This is a genomic window from Streptomyces sp. NPDC007084 (assembly GCF_040703595.1).
Classification (GTDB): domain Bacteria; phylum Actinomycetota; class Actinomycetes; order Streptomycetales; family Streptomycetaceae; genus Streptomyces.
Genome location: NZ_JBEYFY010000004.1, coordinates 50,517 through 67,713 on the forward strand (window position 1 = coordinate 50,517; position 17,197 = coordinate 67,713).

Annotated in this window: 12 protein-coding genes; 3 read left to right on the forward strand and 9 right to left on the reverse strand. The window is 73.2% G+C overall.

From position 1 onward, the window contains the following. Window positions 1-115 precede the first annotated feature (115 nt). On the forward strand, window positions 116-1,306 hold the full coding sequence (locus tag AB0912_RS05295; RefSeq protein WP_366696594.1) for a TOMM precursor leader peptide-binding protein: 1,191 nt from the start codon (window positions 116-118) through the stop codon (window positions 1,304-1,306). Continuing rightward, the gene (locus tag AB0912_RS05300) at window positions 1,299-2,780 is read left to right on the forward strand and encodes an AarF/UbiB family protein (protein ID WP_366696595.1); all 1,482 of its coding nucleotides are present in this window, start codon (window positions 1,299-1,301) and stop codon (window positions 2,778-2,780) included. The genes AB0912_RS05295 and AB0912_RS05300 overlap by 8 nt, the downstream gene beginning before the upstream one ends. Window positions 2,781-2,790: 10 nt before the next feature. Here AB0912_RS05300 and AB0912_RS05305 read toward each other — a convergent pair whose 3' ends face one another. The 5 genes from AB0912_RS05305 to AB0912_RS05325 all read right to left on the reverse strand — a co-directional run bounded on the left by AB0912_RS05305 (window position 2,791) and on the right by AB0912_RS05325 (window position 6,738). After that, entirely contained in the window at window positions 2,791-3,057 is a 267-nt protein-coding gene (locus AB0912_RS05305) for a hypothetical protein (protein WP_366696596.1), read from the reverse strand. A 132-nt stretch (window positions 3,058-3,189) separates the two neighbouring features. Beyond that, window positions 3,190-3,513, reverse strand: a complete 324-nt coding sequence (locus tag AB0912_RS05310; protein WP_366696597.1) for a hypothetical protein — start codon at window positions 3,511-3,513, stop codon at window positions 3,190-3,192. Then, on the reverse strand, window positions 3,510-3,878 hold the full coding sequence (locus AB0912_RS05315; RefSeq protein WP_366696598.1) for a WhiB family transcriptional regulator: 369 nt from the start codon (window positions 3,876-3,878) through the stop codon (window positions 3,510-3,512). The genes AB0912_RS05310 and AB0912_RS05315 overlap by 4 nt, the downstream gene beginning before the upstream one ends. Before the next feature lie 173 nt (window positions 3,879-4,051). Continuing rightward, window positions 4,052-4,378: a hypothetical protein gene (locus AB0912_RS05320; RefSeq protein WP_366696599.1), complete on the reverse strand. Its 327-nt coding sequence runs from the start codon at window positions 4,376-4,378 to the stop codon at window positions 4,052-4,054. Between the two features lie 164 nt (window positions 4,379-4,542). Further along, a complete protein-coding gene (locus AB0912_RS05325; RefSeq protein WP_366696600.1) occupies window positions 4,543-6,738 on the reverse strand; it encodes an ATP-dependent DNA helicase UvrD2 in 2,196 nt (731 codons plus the stop codon). 242 nt (window positions 6,739-6,980) lie between these two features. Here AB0912_RS05325 and AB0912_RS05330 point away from each other — a divergent pair, with 242 nt between their 5' ends. Further along, on the forward strand, window positions 6,981-7,223 hold the full coding sequence (locus tag AB0912_RS05330) for a mycoredoxin (protein ID WP_366696601.1): 243 nt from the start codon (window positions 6,981-6,983) through the stop codon (window positions 7,221-7,223). 6 nt (window positions 7,224-7,229) lie between these two features. Here AB0912_RS05330 and nudC read toward each other — a convergent pair whose 3' ends face one another. From nudC to AB0912_RS05350, 4 genes are all read right to left on the reverse strand, one after another. Beyond that, the gene (nudC, locus tag AB0912_RS05335) at window positions 7,230-8,177 is read right to left on the reverse strand and encodes an NAD(+) diphosphatase (protein ID WP_366696602.1); all 948 of its coding nucleotides are present in this window, start codon (window positions 8,175-8,177) and stop codon (window positions 7,230-7,232) included. 98 nt (window positions 8,178-8,275) lie between these two features. Further along, complete coding sequence (locus AB0912_RS05340) at window positions 8,276-9,685, reverse strand: dipeptidase (RefSeq protein ID WP_366696603.1); 1,410 nt, start codon at window positions 9,683-9,685, stop codon at window positions 8,276-8,278. Between the two features lie 10 nt (window positions 9,686-9,695). Beyond that, window positions 9,696-13,442 carry a UvrD-helicase domain-containing protein gene (locus tag AB0912_RS05345; RefSeq protein WP_366696604.1) on the reverse strand — a complete coding sequence of 1,249 codons (3,747 nt, stop codon included), beginning with the start codon at window positions 13,440-13,442 and terminating at the stop codon, window positions 9,696-9,698. A gap of 158 nt (window positions 13,443-13,600) precedes the next feature. Continuing rightward, entirely contained in the window at window positions 13,601-17,125 is a 3,525-nt protein-coding gene (locus AB0912_RS05350) for an ATP-dependent DNA helicase (RefSeq protein WP_366696605.1), read from the reverse strand. Window positions 17,126-17,197 lie beyond the last annotated feature (72 nt).

Here is a 17,197-nt window from a genome sequence, read left to right on the forward strand (position 1 = left end):
CGCCTGTGGACAACTTTCGGCGGGGTCCGGGGCGGGACGGCCATGCTGGCATTCGGTCCGCGCTGCGGGAGCACGGCGGACATTCGGGGACGTACTAGGTCTACGGGGGTAGGTCATGCATCCGATCGTGAAGCCCGCGCTGCGGCGCGCCTGGCGGGATCTCAACACGGTGCAGTTCGGCATGGCACCGGCGCACGCGATGGTGCTGGGCCCGATGGACACGGCGACCGGCAGCTTCCTCGACCTGCTCGACGGGACACGCGGGATGCCGCTGCTGCGCGAGCAGGGGCGTGAGATGGGTTTGCCGGAAGGCCATGTCGACGGTCTGGTGGACCGGCTGGCCGCGTCGGGGCTGCTGGACGACGCGACCGGCGGCGGCCCCGCCGCGGCGGCGCTGCGGGAGAAGAAGGCGGTCATGGAGCGGATGCGGCCCGATCTCGGCTCCCTCTCCCTGGTGGCCCCGGAGCCGGCGGGGGCCGTCGAGCGCCTCGCCGCCCGCCGCGCCCTGCGGGTCCAGGTGCGCGGCGCCGGCCGGGTGGGGGCCGTCCTCGCCTCGCTGCTCGCGGGCGCGGGTGTGGGCGAGGTGGAGGTGCGTGACCTGGGCCGGGTCGAGCCCTGGGACGTCGCGCCGGGCGGGCTGCCGGTCGACTCGGTCGGTGAGCGCCGTGAGTCCGCGGCCCGGCGGGCGGTCCGCGCGGCGGCCCCGGACCGTCCACCCCGGTCATCGGCCAAAGGGAAGGAGGGGGAAGCGGCCCGCGGGCTGGACCTGGTGGTCCTCGCTCCCCGGGACGGTCTCGCCGTGCACGCGCCCGACCCGGTGTCCGCCGAGCCCCTGATCACCTCGGGGACACCCCATCTGTACGCCGGGGTCGTCGAGGCGACCGGAGTCGTGGGCCCCCTGGTCCTTCCCGGCGACACCGGCTGCGCGGGCTGTCTGGACCAGACGCGGGCCGACCGGGACCCGACCTGGCCACGGCTGGTCGCGCAGTGGCGCTCCGGGAGGCAGCGCCGGGTGCCGCCGTGCGATCTGGCCCTGGCCTCGGCGGTCGCCGGACTCGCCGCCAGTCATGCGCTCGCCTTCCTGGACGGGGATGCGCCTTCTGCCGGCGGGGTCCGCTGGGAGGCGTCCCTGCCGGGCTGCGCCTGGCACGCGAAGCCGGTCCTGGCCCATCCCGGCTGCCCCTGTGGAGCCGCCGGGAAAACAAAACGGGAGCGGGCCTCCGAGGACGAGAAGCGGCACGCGACAATGGGGGAGCAACAGTCGCACGCGGCAGGGCTTGCTGGGACCTGGAGGGCGCATGTCTGATCTTCCCCGGAAGGCAGTGACCCGTACTGCCAAACTCGCCGCGCTGCCGCTCGGCTTCGCCGGGCGTGCGACCTGGGGGCTCGGCAAGCGCATCGGCGGGGCGTCCGCGGAGCTGGTGGGCCGCGAGCTGCAGCAGCGCACGGCCGAGCAGCTCTTCAAGGTGCTCGGGGAGCTGAAGGGCGGCGCGATGAAGTTCGGGCAGGCGCTGTCCGTCTTCGAGTCGGCACTCCCGGAGGAGGTCGCGGGTCCCTACCGGGCGGCGCTGACGAAGCTCCAGGAGGCGGCGCCCCCGATGCCGACGCGCACGGTCCACTCCGTTCTGGAGGAGCGGCTCGGGGCGGAGTGGGGCGAGCTGTTCCTGGAGTTCGAGGACAAGCCGTCCGCGGCGGCCTCGATCGGGCAGGTACACCGGGCGGTGTGGCACGACGGGCGCGAGGTCGCCGTCAAGGTGCAGTACCCGGGCGCGGGTGACGCGCTGCTCTCCGATCTGACCCAGCTCAGCCGCTTCGCCCGGCTGCTCGGGCCGCTGATTCCCGGCATGGACATCAAGCCGCTGATCGCGGAGCTGCGCGACCGGGTCTCCGAGGAGCTGGACTACGGCCTGGAGGCGCAGGCCCAGGCGGCGCACGCGGAGGAGTTCGCGGACGATCCGGACGTCCTGGTGCCGGCGGTGGTCCACCAGTGCGAGCAGGTCCTGGTGACCGAGTGGATCGACGGGGTGCCCCTGTCCGAGGTGATCAGTGACGGCACCGAGGAGCAGCGCGACCGCGCCGGCCAGTTGCTGGCCCGCTTCCTCTTCTCCGGCCCCGCCCGCACCGGACTGCTGCACGCCGATCCGCATCCGGGCAATTTCCGTCTGCTGCCGGACGAGGAGAGCGGCTGGCGGCTGGGCGTCCTGGACTTCGGCACGGTGGACCGGCTGCCCGGCGGCCTGCCGCAGACGATCGGCGACTCCCTGCGGATGACATTGGACGGTGACGCCGAGTCGGTCTACGACATGCTCCGCGAGGAGGGCTTCGTCAAGGAGTCGATAGACCTCGAACCGGACGCGGTCCTTGACTACTTGGTGCCGATCATCGAACCGGCCCGGGTCGAGGAGTTCACCTTCACCCGGAGCTGGATGCGCAACCAGGCAGCCCGGATCGCCGATCCGCGCTCCCCCGCCCACCAGTTGGGGCGGCAGTTGAACCTGCCGCCGTCGTACCTCCTGATACACCGCGTGACCCTCAGCACCATCGGCGTCCTGTGTCAGCTCGGCGCGACCGTCCGGCTGCGGGACGAACTGGAGGAATGGCTCCCGGGGTTCGTGCCGACGGACGAGGACCTCGCGGACGCGGAAAACGCGGAGGACGCGGAGGACACAGGGGACCTGGATCAGGCGGAAGGCGCGGTGGGCACGGTGGGCGCCGACGAGGGAAAGGGAAAAGCGTCCGGCGCGGAGCTGGACGAGGAGTTGCCCGCCGCCGGGGCGTGAGCCGGCCGGGCTACCACCAGGGCGAGTCGAGGCGACCCTCGATGGCCCTGAGGTTGTCGCGGGAGCAGGTGTCGCAGAAGTAGTGGCGGTCGCCGTTCTCGACGGAGCAGGTCCAGGTAGGCGGTGGTCCGTCGGCCGGGATACCGCAGCGCGCGCACATGATCCTCCGCGTCCCGCCCGCCTCGCTCCGGGTCCGGACCGCGTCGCTCCGGGTCTCGCCCGCCTCGGACCGCGGTGCGGAGCCCCTGCTGTCACTGTCCCCGGGAAGACTCGCCACCCGGCGACGATATCCCCGGCGTCCGTCGATCGCCCCGCACAACGCACCGCGGGGGCCGGTCCGAGCGGACCGGCCCCCGTGGGGATAGGGATGTGGCTGCAACTGCCGCGGTGTCAGAGCGACCGGGGTCGACTACTGCATGACCGCCATGGCCAGCGCACGGCGGGCGCGCAGCGAAGCGCGCTCGGCCCGGCGCTGCATGCGGCGAGCGGTCGCGAGGCGCACGGCCCGGCGTTCCCGCTCGGCCTGGTGCAGTTGCTCGTGCATATGCGCACGAGCCAGGGCTTCTGGGATGAGTTGCATTTCTCGGGTCCTGTTCTGACGCGAGTCGTTCGCGCCATGGGAGGTGAAGTCTGGGATCGCGGAGCCGGCGGGCTCGCTCGTGGACGGCTTCATCGGGGCCTGTTTCTTGGGGTCGTGCGTCAGGGGGCGGTCGATCGTTCCTCGGATGTTCATGCCGCGACCGGGTTCTTGCGCGGGCGGCCACGCGGCCGCTTGCGGGCCACGACGACACCTTGGACGAACAGCTCGCCACCCCAGACGCCCCAGGGCTCACGCCGCTCCTTGGCGCCGGCGAGGCAGGCCTCCATCAGCGGGCAGGTGCGGCAGAGGGACTTGGCGTACTCGACGTCGGCCGGCGACTCGGCGAAGAAGACCTCCGGGTCGTAGGAACGGCAGGGGACGGGTACGCCGAGGTTCTCGATGGCGTCGTCGAGCGCGGTGAGCGCGGTGAGGGGGATCAAGGTGGAGTCCTCCGTGGGGCCGGGCGGGGGGATCGTCTCGGAAGGCGGTACGGACGGGGCGCGCGCTTCGAGTTGCACGGTTGGTTTTCCTCGTCTGGTCGTGCCGGCCGGGTCGGCCGGTTGGCGGCTGGTACCGGGTTCTTTTCTGTCCCGAGGCCCCTTTCGCTCTGTCGTCCCTGGTCGGGGACAAACAGAAGGGCCGCGGATCCCGGGTGGGGTTCCGCGGCCCTGAAGGCGCCGGCCTGATCGAATCAGGCTGGATCACTCCAGGGTTCAGGCCCACGGAAGGCCCACATCGTGTGGTGCTGCTGCGTCTGCTTCAGGGATCCGGCACCGGCTGCCGCAAAGGCATAGGCGTGCGCCTCAGCCACTACTGCCGCTTCCAGTGCCTGCGTCGGTCGCTCATTGCGCTCACGGACAGGAAGACCCGCGAGAGACACGGAGGACGCCGGCCGGACGACACGAATGCCGGACAGACCGGTGCCCAGGTTCGAGACACCGAGCGAGCAGGTGGAGACGACGGTCGAGGGATCGGTCATTTTCACGGACTGAATGAAGCTGGTGTTGATGCTGATCACTGGAATCGCCTCCTCTCGGCGTCTTGGGGGATCGGCGTGAGCCGACCCGACGGTTGTTAAGTACAGCACGGAACCAGGGCCTCGGAGAAGGCCGCTGCTTCCGTGGTTAAGAACCTATGGGGATTGCCGGGGCATGCGCAAACTATTTTTTCGACGAGTTTGAATCAGTCACCATCGTGCTCTTCTCCAACCTCTCGACCTGCGCAGATGGCCAGAACATCGGCCCCGAAGCGGTTGAGCTTGCGCACTCCCACGCCGGGGATGCGGGCAAGTTCTCCCGCGTCGTCCGGGGCGGTCTCCGCGATCGCCATCAGGGTCTTGTCGGTGAAGACGCAGAAGGCCGGCTGGCCGCTGCGCTCCGCCTGCACCGCCCGCCACTCGCGCAGCCTCTCGTAGAGACCCTCGTCCATGTCGGAGGGGCAGCCCTCGCAGCGCATCAGCTTCATCTCGCCGGCGTCGGTCAGGGTCCGGCCGCAGACCCGGCAGCGCGCGGGCGTCCGGCTTCTGCGGCCCACGGCGGTGGCCGCCCCGCCCCGGACGCCGCGCTCGATGCCTCCGGCGCCTCCGCCACCGCCCCGCCCTGCCGTGGTGACGGAGCCGGGGCGCAGGCCGTCGAGGAACCGGCTGGGGCGCCGGCCCGCACGGCCGCCGGGTGAGCGGGCCAGCGCCCAGGACACGAAGAGGTGCTCGCGGGCCCGGGTGACCCCGACGTACAGGAGGCGGCGCTCCTCCTCGATCTGTTCGTCGGTCTTTGCATAGGTGATCGGCATCATGCCCTCGGCGACCCCGACGAGGAAGACCACGTCCCACTCCAGTCCCTTGGCGGAGTGGAGGGAGGCGAGGGTGACGCCCTGGACGGTCGGGGCGTGCTGGGCGTTCGCCCGCTCGTCCAGCTCGGCCACCAGGTCGGCGAGGGTCGCGCCGGGCTTGGCGGTCGCGAAGTCCTGCGCGAGGTTCACCAGGGCGGCCAGCGACTCCCAGCGCTCTCTGACCGCGCCGGACCCGGCCGGGGGGCGGCTGGTCCAGCCCTCCCCGGAGAGCACCGCGCGCACCTGGGAGGGCAGGTCGTCGGCGTCGTCGAGCAGGGCGTCGTTGCCGCCGAAGCGGGCGGCGGCGCGCAGGGCCGATCCCGCTTTGCGCACTTCGGGACGGTCGAAGAACCGCTCGGCGCCCCGGAGCTGGTAGGGCACACCGGCGTCGGCGAGGGCCTGTTCGTAGGTCTCGGACTGGGAGTTCGTCCGGAACAGGACGGCGATCTCGGCGGCGGGGACACCCGAGGCGATGAGGTCGCGGATCCGGCGGGCGGCGCCCTCGGCCTCGGCGGGCTCGTCCGTGTACTCGGCGTAGACGGGCTCGGCGCCCGGGGGGCGCTGGGAGACCAGTTCGAGGCGGTGCTCGGCGGCCCGGCCGCGGGCCTGGGAGAGCAGGCCGTTGGCGAGGTGGACGACCTGCGGTGAGGAGCGGTAGTCGCGGACGAGTTTGACGACGGTGGCCGAGGGGTGACGGACGCGGAAGTCGAGGAGGTGGTCCGGAGTTGCACCGGTGAACGAGTAGATCGTCTGGCTGGCGTCGCCGACCACACAGAGGCTGTCCCGCTCGCCGAGCCACAGCTCCAGGAGCCGCTGCTGGAGGGGGCTGACGTCCTGGTACTCGTCGACGACGAAGTGCTGGTACTGGGAGCGGACCTGTTCCGCGATGTCGTGGCGGTCTTGCAGGACGGCGACCGTCAGCAGCAGCACGTCCTCGAAGTCGATGACCGCGCGGTCGCGCTTGAGGTCCTCGTAGGCGGAGTAGATCTGGGCGATCTCGGCCGGGTCCCTGGGGGCCTCGCGGCCGGCCTTGGCGGCGGCCGCCGCGTAGTCGGCGGGGATGGTCTGGGTGACCTTGGACCACTCGATCTCGCCCGTGACGTCCCGCAGCTCGCCCCGGTCGAGGCGGATGCGGCAGGCGGCCGCCGCGTCCGCCACGAGCTGGATCTTGCGGTCCACGAGCCGGGGCAGACCGCCGCCGACCGCCTTCGGCCAGAAGTACTGGAGCTGGCGCAGCGCGGCCGAGTGGAACGTCCGCGCCTGCACTCCCCCGGCGCCGAGCTGGCGCAGCCGGCCGCGCATCTCGCCGGCGGCGCGGTTGGTGAAGGTGACGGCGAGCACGCTGGAGGGCTGGAGGATCCCGGCCCGCACCCCGTAGGCGATGCGGTGGGTGATGGCCCGCGTCTTGCCGGTGCCGGCGCCCGCCAGGACGCACACCGGACCGTGCAGGGCGGTGGCGACCTCGCGCTGCTCGGGGTCGAGCCCGTCGAGCACCGCGTCGGCCGTGTCCGGAACCTGCGGGAAGAGGGTGGAGTGCGTTGCTGCTGTCACCCCGCCATGCTGCCAGGTCTCCAGTGGCGGGTGAGCCGGTTGTCCACAGGGAGGCGCCCGCGGTCGTACGAATGCGGCAGGCGTCACGTTCCGGGCGGCCGTCCGGCGGACGGGCCCAGACCGGAGCCGTGTGCGGAACCCACGTGGGACGCGTGCGGATACCCCCGGCGGGAATGGCGGCCGGGGCGTCAGCGTTCCACTGGCAGCGAGCACGCACCCCAGTCGTGAAGGAGCCGTTGGACATGCAGGGCACTGTGACGATGTACAGCACCACGTGGTGCGGTTACTGCCGTCGGCTGAAGAGCCAGATGGACCGCGAGGGCATCACGTACAACGAGATCAACATCGAGCAGGACCCGGAGTCCGCGGCGTTCGTGGAGAAGGCGAACGGCGGGAACCAGACGGTCCCCACCGTTCTCTTCCCGGACGGTTCGACGCTGACGAACCCCTCGCTGGCCCAGGTCAAGCAGAAGATCGGCGTCTGAGCGACGTCAGACGGCGGTCCCCCGCGTCGGCAGGGGCTTGCCGTACCAGAGTTCGATCAGGCGGGCCGCGATCGAGATTCCGTAGGGAGGCAGGACCTCTCCGGACTCGAAGGCGGCCCGCAGGTCTTCCCGGGAGAACCAGCGGGCCTCCTCGATCTCCTCGCCGTCGACGTTGATCTCCGACGAGGTGGCACGCGCGAGGAAGCCCAGCATGAGGCTGGAGGGGAACGGCCAGGGCTGGCTGGCGACGTACTGGACGTCGCCGACCGTGATGCCCGCCTCCTCGAAGACCTCGCGGCGCACGGACTGCTCGATCGACTCGCCCGGCTCGACGAAGCCCGCGAGCGTGGAGAAGCGGCCCTCGGGCCAGTGCACCTGGCGGCCGAGCAGGATGCGGTCCTCGTCGTCCGTGACGGCCATGATCACCGCGGGGTCGGTGCGCGGGTAGTGCTCGGCGCCGCAGGCGGGGCAGCGGCGGATGTGTCCGGCGGCGGCGATGACCGTGCGCTCGCCGCAGCGGGAGCAGAAGCGGTGCAGTCGCTGCCAGTTCTCCAGGGCGACCGCGTGGACCATCAGCCCGGCGTCGCGCGGCGAGAGCAGCAGGCCGGCCTCGCGCAGCCCGGCGGGGCGCGCGGACTGGTCCATACGGCCGGGCAGCGCGTCCTTCTGGAGCGCGAAGTAGCTCACCCCGTCGTCGTCCGTGCCCAGGAAGTAGCGGTGCGCCTCGGTGAGGGGCGCCTCGAAGGACGGCGTCATCAGGAGTTCGGTGCTGCCGTCGGCCGTCTCGTCGATGAGCACCTGACCGCCGGAGACCACGAAGACGCGGGTGGTGGGGTGGCTCCAGGCCGCCGCGAGCCAGGCCTCGTCGAGCCGGTGGTGGGCGGCGCGGTCGATGCCGCTCGGCGCGGTGAGCGAGATGGGACGGTCGGCGCTGTGGTCGGTCCAGGTGGTCACGGGTGCTTCCAACTCCCCCGGTGGAACGGTTATTTCGGCGGGCGGTCGAGCGGGGCGGGCGTCCGGAGCGCCCCTGAGGGTGGGGATCGGCTTGTTCACTATTGCTCGCGCCAGTTCTCGGCCAGGTCGCCCCAGAGGTGGGCGGCCGTCTCGACGCCCTTCATGAGGAGGTCGAGTTCGACCTTCTCGTTGGGCGCGTGCCAGCCGTCGGAGGGGACGGAGATGCCCAGGAAGAGCACCGGGGCGTCCAGGACCTCCTGGAGGTCGGCGGCCGGTCCGGAGCCGCCTTCCCGGGTGTAGCGGACCGGCTGTTCGAAGGCGCGGCCCATGGCGCGTACGACGGACCGCAGGGCGGGGTGGTCGAGCGGGGTCAGGCACGGGCGGGTGGCCGGGCCGAAGGTGATCTCGTACCGGATGCCGTCGGGCACCTGACCGGCCGCCCAGGCGCGGACCGCCTTCTCGATGTGGTCGGGGTCCTGTCCCGCGACCAGCCGGAAGGAGAGCTTCACCAGGGCGGAGGACGGGATGATCGTCTTGCTGCCGGGTCCCTGGTAGCCGCCGCCGATGCCGTTGACCTCGGCGGTCGGGCGGGCCCAGATGCGCTCCAGGGTGGTGTGACCGGCTTCTCCGTGGGTGGCCGTCGACTTGGCGGTGCGCAGCCACCGCTCCTCGTCGAAGGGCAGTTCGGCGAAGAGTTCGCGCTCGCGGTCGGTGAGTTCGGTGACGCCGTCGTAGAAGCCGGGGACGGCCACGCGCGCGTGCTCGTCGTGCAGGGCGGCGACCAGGCGGGCGGCGGCGGTCGCCGGGTTGGGCACGGCGCCGCCGAACGATCCGGAGTGGATGTCCTGGCCGGGCCCGCGCAGTTCGATCTCGCATTCGGCGAGGCCGCGCATGCCGGTGCAGACCGTGGGGGTGTCCTCGGACCACATGCCGGTGTCGGAGACGATCACGGCGTCGGCGGCGAGGCGCTGCGCGTGCTCCTCGACGAGTGCGCGGAAGTGCGGGGAGCCGGATTCCTCCTCGCCCTCGACAAGCAGCTTGAGGTGTACGGCGGGCGCGGTGCGGCCGGTGGCGGCGAGGTGGGCGCGGACGCCGAGTGTGTGGAAGAACACCTGCCCCTTGTCGTCCGCGGCCCCGCGCGCGTGGAGGCGGTTTCCGCGGATCACCGGTTCGAAGGGGTCGGTGTCCCAGCCGTCCTCCCGGGCGGCGGGCTGGACGTCGTGGTGTCCGTAGACGAGGACGGTGGGGGCGTCGGGGTCGTCGGAGGGCCACTCGGCGAAGACGGCCGGCGCGCCCGGGGTGGGCCAGACCTCGCTGGTCGGGAAGCCGGTGTCCTTGAGTTTCGCGGCGAGCCAGTCGGCGCTGCGTGCCACGTCCGCCGCGTGGTCGGGCCGGGCCGAGACCGAGGGGATGCGCAGCCATTCCGTGAGGTCGTCGAGGAAGGCGGTGCGGTGGGTCTCGATGTACGTACGGACGGTGCTGACGGCGTCGTCAACGGGCTTGCTCATGCTCACGAGCCTAGCGGCCCACGGAGGCGGATTCGTCCGGCGGATCCCCGGGGCCGCCGTCCGCCGGGCCCGCCGGGTCCTCGGTGAGCAGCCGCTCCAGCGCGGCTCGGTCCGGGAGGCCGTCCGGGCGGACGATGTCGCCGCCGCGCACGTACACGAAGGTGGCCGTGACGGATTCCACGGGGACGCCCTGCCGCTCGGCCCAGGCGAGGCGGTAGACCGCGAGCTGGAGGGGGTCTCCGGCGCGCTCGCGGCTGGTCTTCCAGTCGACGATCTCGTACGTCGTCTCGTCGCCCTCGCCTTCCTTGTAGACCGCGTCGATGCGCCCGCGCACCACGCGCCCCGCGATGGCGAGCTGGAAGGGCGTCTCCACGCGGTACGGGGTGCGGTGGGCGTAGGGAGTGCGCTCGAAGGCGTCCTTCAGGGCCTCCAGGTCGCGTTCGTCGGCGATCTCGGCGTCGCTGCCGGGCAGGTCCTCGGGTTCCAGCATGGGCAGCCGCAGTTCTTCGAAGCGTGACTCGACCCAGGCGTGGAAGCGGGTGCCCCGGCGTGCGGCGGGCTGCGGGGGGCGTGGCATGGGGCGGGCGAGTTCCCGCGCGAACGCGTCCGGGTCGGCGGCGAGGCTCAGCACCTGGGAGGCGGTGAGCGAGGCGGGCAGGGGGACGTCGGTGACGGCCGCGCGGGCCCGCAGAAGCTCCCCGGTGAGCGCGTCCAGGTCGCGGTCCCAGGAGGCGAGGGTGCGGGCCTCCTCGGGGGTGAGGCGCTCGGTGCCAGTCTCCTCGCCCTCGGGATGCCGACGGGCGTCCTCGGGATCCCGGCGGGCGTCCTCGGAGGGGGCGTGGCCCTGGTGCGGGACGGTCGGGCGGGCCGGACCGTGCTCGTCGGCGCGGCCTGGTCCGTGGTCGGCCGGGCGGCCCGATCGGTGCTCGGCGGGGCGGTCGGCTGGACGGTCGCCGGGGCGGGTCGTCGTCCAGGATTCCCAGTCCGGGTCGCCGCCCCTTCCGGAGAAGGGTCCCTCGGAGAAGGGTCCCTCGGGGAAGGGCCCCCCGGGGAGGCCGGCGTCCTGATCGACGTCCTCAGAAAGGCCGCCCTCCGGATAGTCGTCCTCGGGAAAACCGCCCTCCCCGTAGGCGAACGGTTCGGGCTCCTCGTCCTCGGGCGGGGGCGGCCACTCCGGGTCGTCGTACGAGGCCGGGTCGTGAGCGGCCGGCGGGCGGTGCCCTGCGGTTCCGGGGTGCGCGGCGTCGTGGGAGGCGACCCGCTCCAGGTGGGCGAGGACGGTCTCGGCCGCCGCGCGGCGCCTGGCGAGGGCCGTCTCGTCCAGCGGGAGCGGCCAGGCGTGGTCGGCCGACGCCTCGGTCAGGGCCGGGTTCTCCTCGCCTTCCGCCGGTTCCTCGGCCCAGGCCTCGATCTCGCCGTGGCCGGCCGCGCAGTGCTCGTACAGGGCGTGCAGGAAGTCGGAGGGCCCACGGGGGCGCTTCTGGGAGGGCCCCCACCAGTGGCCGGAGCCGAGCAGGAGGCTGCGGGGGCGGGTGAAGGTCACATAGCCGAGGCGGAGTTCCTCGGTGTGCTGGTGGTCCTTCATGGCCTCATGGAAGGCCTTGATGCCCCGGGCGTCCCAGGAGCCGATGTCGGGCAGGGTGTCGGCGTCACCGCGCAGGGCGTGCGGCAGGACCTTGCCCTGGGCAGTCCACTTCTCGCGGCCCTGACTGCTGGGGAAGGTGCCGTTGACGAGGCCGGGCACGGCGACGACGTCCCACTCCAGGCCCTTGGACTTGTGCGCGGTGAGCACCTTGACGGTGTTCTCGCCGCCGGGCAGGGCGTTGTCCAGGCCCTTCTCGTACTGCGCGGCGGTGCGCAGGAAGCCGAGGAAGGCCAGCAGACTCGCCTCGCCGTCACCGGCGGCGAAGGAGGCCGCGACGTCCAGGAAGTTCGACAGGGTCTCGCGGCGCCGGGCGGCCAGCGCGTGCGGTGACGCGGACAGCTCGACCTCCAGACCGGTGACGGCGAGGACCCGGTGCAGGACGTCCATCAGCGGGTCGGCCAGCGAGCGGCGCAGGTCGCGCAGTTCGGCGGCGAGGCGGGCGAACCGCACGCGCGCGTCCGGCGAGAAGGGCAGCCCGTCGTCGTCCCCCGGTGTCTCGACGGGGGTCTCCAGGAAGGTGTCCAGGGCGTCCGCGAGCGATATCACCTCGGCCGGGTCGACCCCCTCGACGGCGGCGGCGAGCCGGCGGTCCGGGTCCTCGGCGGCGCTCACGCGCGCGTGGGACACGAGCAGCCGCGCGCGGCGGCCGAGGAGGGCGAGGTCGCGCGGGCCGATCCGCCAGCGCGGGCCGGTGAGCAGCCGGACCAGGGAGGCGTTGGCCCCCGGGTCCTGGAGGACCTCGCAGACGGCGACGAGGTCGGCCACCTCGGGCAGGTGGAGCAGCCCGGAGAGGCCGACCACCTCGACGGGGAGGTCACGGGCGACGAGGGCGCCCTGGATCTCGGCGAAGTCGGTGGCGGTGCGGCACAGGACGGCGATCTCGCCGGGCGCCTTCCCGGTGCGGACGAGATGGGCGATGGACTCGGCGAGCCAGTCGATCTCCTCGGCGTGGGTGCGCAGCAGCGCGCAGCGCACCAGGCCGTCGCGCTCGGCGCCGGGCGCGGGACGCAGGGCCTCCACGCCCGCGTGCATGGCACGCAGCGGTTCCGCGAGGCCGTTGGCGAGGTCGAGGAGGCGGCCGCCGCTGCGGCGGTTCTCGCTGAGCGACTGGCGGGTGGCGGGGCTGCCGTCGGGGTGGGCGAAGTGCTCGGGGAAGTCGTCGAGGTTGGCCACGGAGGCGCCGCGCCAGCCGTAGATCGCCTGGCAGGGGTCGCCGACCGCCGTCACCGGGTGTCCGGTGCCGCCGCCGAAGAGGCCGGCGAGCAGGACGCGTTGGGCGACCGAGGTGTCCTGGTACTCGTCCAGGAGGACCACCCGGAACTCGTCGCGCAGGATCTCGCCGACCTCGGGCCGGGTGCGGGCGAGGGTGGCGGACAGGGCGATCTGGTCACCGAAGTCGAGGAGGTCCCGCTCGCGTTTGGCGGCGCGGTAACGGCCGACCAGCTCGGCGAGTTCCCGGCGGGCGGCGGCGGCCTCGGGGACCTTGCGCAGGTCGGCGTTGCTGAGCTTGGCGCCTTCGAGGGTGCGCAGCAGTTCGGCGTCGTGGGCGCGCAGGTCCTCGGCCCGTACGAGGTGTTCGGACAGCTCCGCGTCGAGGGTCAGGAGGTCGCCCACGAGGTCGGGGAAGGAGCGGGTCAGCGCCGGGTAGGGGCCCGGGGCCTCGCGCAGGACGCGGGCGGCGAGCTGGTAGCGGGTGGCGTCGGCGAGCAGCCGGGAGGTCGGTTCGAGTCCGATGCGCAGGCCGTGGTCGGTGAGCAGGCGGCCCGCGAAGGCGTGGTACGTGGAGATGACGGGCTCGCCCGGCGGGTTGTCGGGGTCGATGACGTCGGGGTCGGTGACGCCGGCCTTGACGAGCGCCTTGCGGACCCGCTCGGCGAGTTCACCGGCCGCCTTGTTGGTGAACGTCAGGCCGAGGACCTGCTCGGGGGCGACCTGTCCGGTGCCGACCAGCCAGACCACGCGCGCCGCCATCACCGTGGTCTTGCCCGAGCCCGCTCCGGCCACGATCACCTGCGGGGCGGGCGGCGCGGTGATGCACTCCGTCTGCTCCGGGGTGAACGGGATCCCGAGCAGCTCCTTGAGCTGATCGGGACGGGTGATACGGGCGGGCATGTCCGAGAGGCTAGCGGCGCCCGCTGACAGTGGGGGCCACATCGCCTCCCGGGACGGAAGAACCGCTGGTCAGCGCATGTGGTGCCGTACGTCACGTCGGTGAGGTCCGATGTCTCGACCCCGCGGGACCGGCCCCCTGATACGGAACTCGGGACGCCTTAGTCGACGACCTGCCGCCCCTCCGGCCGCGCGCTGCACGACGCCCGGAACGCGCAGTGGGCGCAGTGCTGTCCGGTCGTGGGAGAGAAACGTTCGTCAAGGACCTTGCCCGCGGCGTTCGCCAGCAGGTCGCCGACCCACTCGCCCTCCAGGGGTTCCTGCGCCTGCACCTTGGGAAGGGTCTCGCCGCCGTCCTTCTTGGCGGCGCCCTGGCGCAGTTGGACGAGTTCGGCGCCGCCCGGCTCGGGGCGCTCGCCGTCGAAGACGTCGTCGACGGCGCCTTCGCGGACGGCGAGCTGGTACACGGCGAGCTGCGGGTGGTGGGTCACCTCGGCGGCGCTGGGCGCCTGTTTGCCGGTCTTGAAGTCGACCACGTAGGCGCGGCCCTCGGTATCCGCCTCGACGCGGTCCATGGAGCCGCGGATGCGCACTTCGTAGGGACCCGCTTCCAGGGTCACGTCGAAGTCGTGCTCACTGGCCACCGGGGTGCGGCCGGTGCGGTCCATGACGTGCCACTTCAGGAAGCGTTCGAGCGCCACGCGCGCGTGCTCTTTCTCCTGGGCCGACTTCCAGGGCGCGTCGAAGGCGAGCGCGTTCCACACGGAGTCGAGGCGTTCCATGAGGACGTCGAGGTCGGCGGGGGTACGGCCGGAGGCGACCTCGTCGGCGAGGACGTGCACCACGTTGCCGAAGCCCTGGGCGGCGGTGGCGGGCGCGTCGGCCTTCACCTCGCGCCCGAGGAACCACTGGAGGGCGCAGGTGTTGGCGAGCTGGTCGAGGGCGCTGCCGGACAGCACGACGGGCTGGTCGCGGTCGCGCAGCGGAACCTTGCTCTCGGTCGGCTCGTACACGCCCCACCAGCGGTAGGGGTGCGCGGAGGGCACCAGGGGCCGGCCGTCCTCGTCGGAGAGGGCGGCGAGCCGGGCGAGGCGGTGGGCCGCGGCCTGCCTGAGGCGTTCCGAGACGTTCGGGTCGACCGTCGTGGCGCGCAGTTCGGCGACGAGCGCGGCCACGGACAGGGGCCGGCGCGGGCGGCCGGTCACGTCCTTGGGTTCGACGCCGAGTTCGGTGAGGAAACGGGAGGGCTGGTCGCCGTCGTCGGCGGGCGCCTTCACGGCGGTCACCACCAGGCGTTCCCGCGCGCGCGTGGCGGCCACGTAGAACAGCCTGCGCTCCTCGGCGAGGAGTGCTCCGGGAGTGAGGGGTTCGGCGAGTCCGTCCCGCCCGATGCGGTCGGCCTCCAGCAGGGAGCCGCGCCGGCGCAGGTCCGGCCACAGGCCTTCCTGGACGCCCGCGACGACGACGAGCCGCCATTCCAGCCCCTTGGAGCGGTGCGCCGTCATCAGGCGCACCGCGTCGGGCCGCAGGGCTCGGCGGGTGAGCGTGTCGGCCGCGATGTCCTCGGCGTCGATCTCCTCCAGGAAGTTCAGGGCGCCCCGGCCCCCGATGCGCTCCTCCGCGCGGGCGGCGGTCGCGAACAGCGCGCACACGGCGTCGAGGTCGCGGTCGGCGTTGCGCCCGGCCGCGCCGCCGCGGCGGGCGGCCCGCTCCAGCCGCTGGGGCCACGGCGTGCCCTGCCACAGGTCCCAGAGGGCCTCCTCGGCGCTCCCGCCGCCCGCCAGACGCTCGCGTGCCTTGCGCAGCAGCGCGCCGAGCCGCTGGGCCCCCCGGGCGTACGCGGGATCGTGCGCGACGAGCCGCTCCGGCTCGGCCAGCGCTCGGGCCAGCAGTTCGTCGGACGGTGGCGGTACGAGGTTCCCGGCGGCCCGCTCCTCCTCGCGCAACGCCCGGCCGAGGCGCCGCAGGTCGGCGGCGTCCATGCTCGCGAGCGGCGAGGCGAGGAGGGTGAGCGCGGTCTCGGTGTCGAGCCAGGCCGCGACGACCGGTCCGCCGGCGGAACCGCCCGCGCTCCTGCCGCCCTCTGCTTCCCGCATGCGCTCGGTGTCGTCGGCTTCCTCGGCTTCCTCGGCTTCCTCGGCTTCCCGGATGCTCTCGCTGTCCCCGGCTTCCCCGGCCACGTGGAAGCTCTCGATGTCCCCGGTGGCATCGGCTTCCCGGGTGCTCTGCGCGTCGTCGGCGCCCTCCGAGTCATCGGGGCCGCCGGCCCCGATGACGTCCGGTTCCGTCTCCGACTCCGCCCGGGCCACCGCCCGCAGTGCCGTCAGGAGGGGGGCCACCGCCGGTTCGTGGCGCAGGGGCAGGTCGTCGCCGTCGATGTCGAGGGGGACGCCCGCCGCGGTGAGCGCGCGCCGGACGGTGGGGATGGTGCGGGAGCCCGCGCGGACCAGGACGGCCATGTCGCCCCAGCGGATGCCGTCCTCCAGGTGGGCGCGGCGCAGAATGTCCGCGATGTTGTCCAGCTCCGTACCGGCCGTGGGGTACGTGTACACCTCCGCGCGCCCCCCGTCCCGTACCGGGGACAGCTCGCGGTGGGCGCGGACCTTCTCGGCCGGCAGGCGGGTCAGCGGCATGCGCTGGGTGAGCCGGCGGGTCGCCTCCAGCAGGGCGGCGCCTGAGCGGCGGGACGTCCTGAGGACCTCGACCGGAGCCGGGCGGCCGTCCACGCGCGGGAAGGCGTCCGGGAAGTCGAGGATGCCGTTCACGTCGGCGCCCCGGAACGCGTAGATCGACTGGTCCGGGTCGCCGAAGGCGACGAGGGTGCGGCCACCGCCGGCGAGGGCGCGCAGCAGCCGGACCTGGGCGGGGTCGGTGTCCTGGTACTCGTCCACGTAGACGGCGTCGTACTGGGCGGCGAGCCGGGCCGAGGCCTCGGGGCGGTGGGCGAGGAGCACCGCGCGGTGGACGAGTTCCGCGTAGTCGAGCACGCCCTGCATGTCGAGCACGTCGAGGTACTCGGCGAGGAAGCCGGCCGCGGCGCTCCAGTCGGGGCGGCCGATGCGCCGGGCGAAGGCCTCCAGGGCGTCGGGGCCAAGGCCCAGCTCGCGGCTGCGGGCGAGCACCGCGCGGACCTCGTCGGCGAAGCCGCGTGTGGTCAGGCAGGCGCGCAGCTCGTCCGGCCAGCGCACCGAGGCGAGGCCGAGCCGCTCCAGGTCGGGCTGGCCGGCGAGCAGGCCGCGCACGGCCACGTCCTGTTCCGGTCCGGAGAGCAGTCGCAGCGGCTCCACGAAGAGGTCGGTGTCCTGGTGGGCGCGGACCAGGGCGTAGCAGAAGGAGTGGAAGGTGGTGGCCTGGGGGGCGCGGGCGGCGCCGATGCGCAGCGCCATGCGGTCGCGCAGCTCGACGGCCGCCTTGCGGCTGAAGGTGAGCACCAGGATGCGTGCCGGATCGCCGCCCCGCGCGATCCGCGCCGCGACGGACTCGACCAGCGTGGTCGTCTTGCCCGTGCCGGGGCCGGCGAGGACGAGAAGCGGTCCGGTGCCGTGCTCAACCACCGTGCGCTGTCCTGCGTCAAGACGAGGGGGATCTACCCGGGCCGGCGCGGTGCGCACCAGTCGGTACGCGCCACGGCTCCCCTGGCGCACCTGGGGGTGCGCCGGGTGCCTGGTGAAGGAAGTGGAGCTCACGTGGTTCGCCGGTCCTGGTGGTCGTACGGGTTGGCGGGCCGTCGCGCGTCGGGGGCGGTGGCCTCGGGGGTG

Excerpts from the sequence above, each read along its gene's own strand:
- AB0912_RS05340 (WP_366696603.1), bottom strand. The coding sequence starts at position 9,685 with ATGAGCAAGCCCGTTGACGACGCCGTCAGCACCGTCCGTACGTACATC.
- AB0912_RS05300 (WP_366696595.1), top strand. The coding sequence starts at position 1,299 with ATGTCTGATCTTCCCCGGAAGGCAGTGACCCGTACTGCCAAACTCGCC.
- AB0912_RS05295 (WP_366696594.1), top strand. The coding sequence starts at position 116 with ATGCATCCGATCGTGAAGCCCGCGCTGCGGCGCGCCTGGCGGGATCTC.
- AB0912_RS05345 (WP_366696604.1), bottom strand. The coding sequence starts at position 13,442 with ATGCCCGCCCGTATCACCCGTCCCGATCAGCTCAAGGAGCTGCTCGGG.
- AB0912_RS05330 (WP_366696601.1), top strand. The coding sequence starts at position 6,981 with ATGCAGGGCACTGTGACGATGTACAGCACCACGTGGTGCGGTTACTGC.
- AB0912_RS05310 (WP_366696597.1), bottom strand. The coding sequence starts at position 3,513 with ATGAACATCCGAGGAACGATCGACCGCCCCCTGACGCACGACCCCAAG.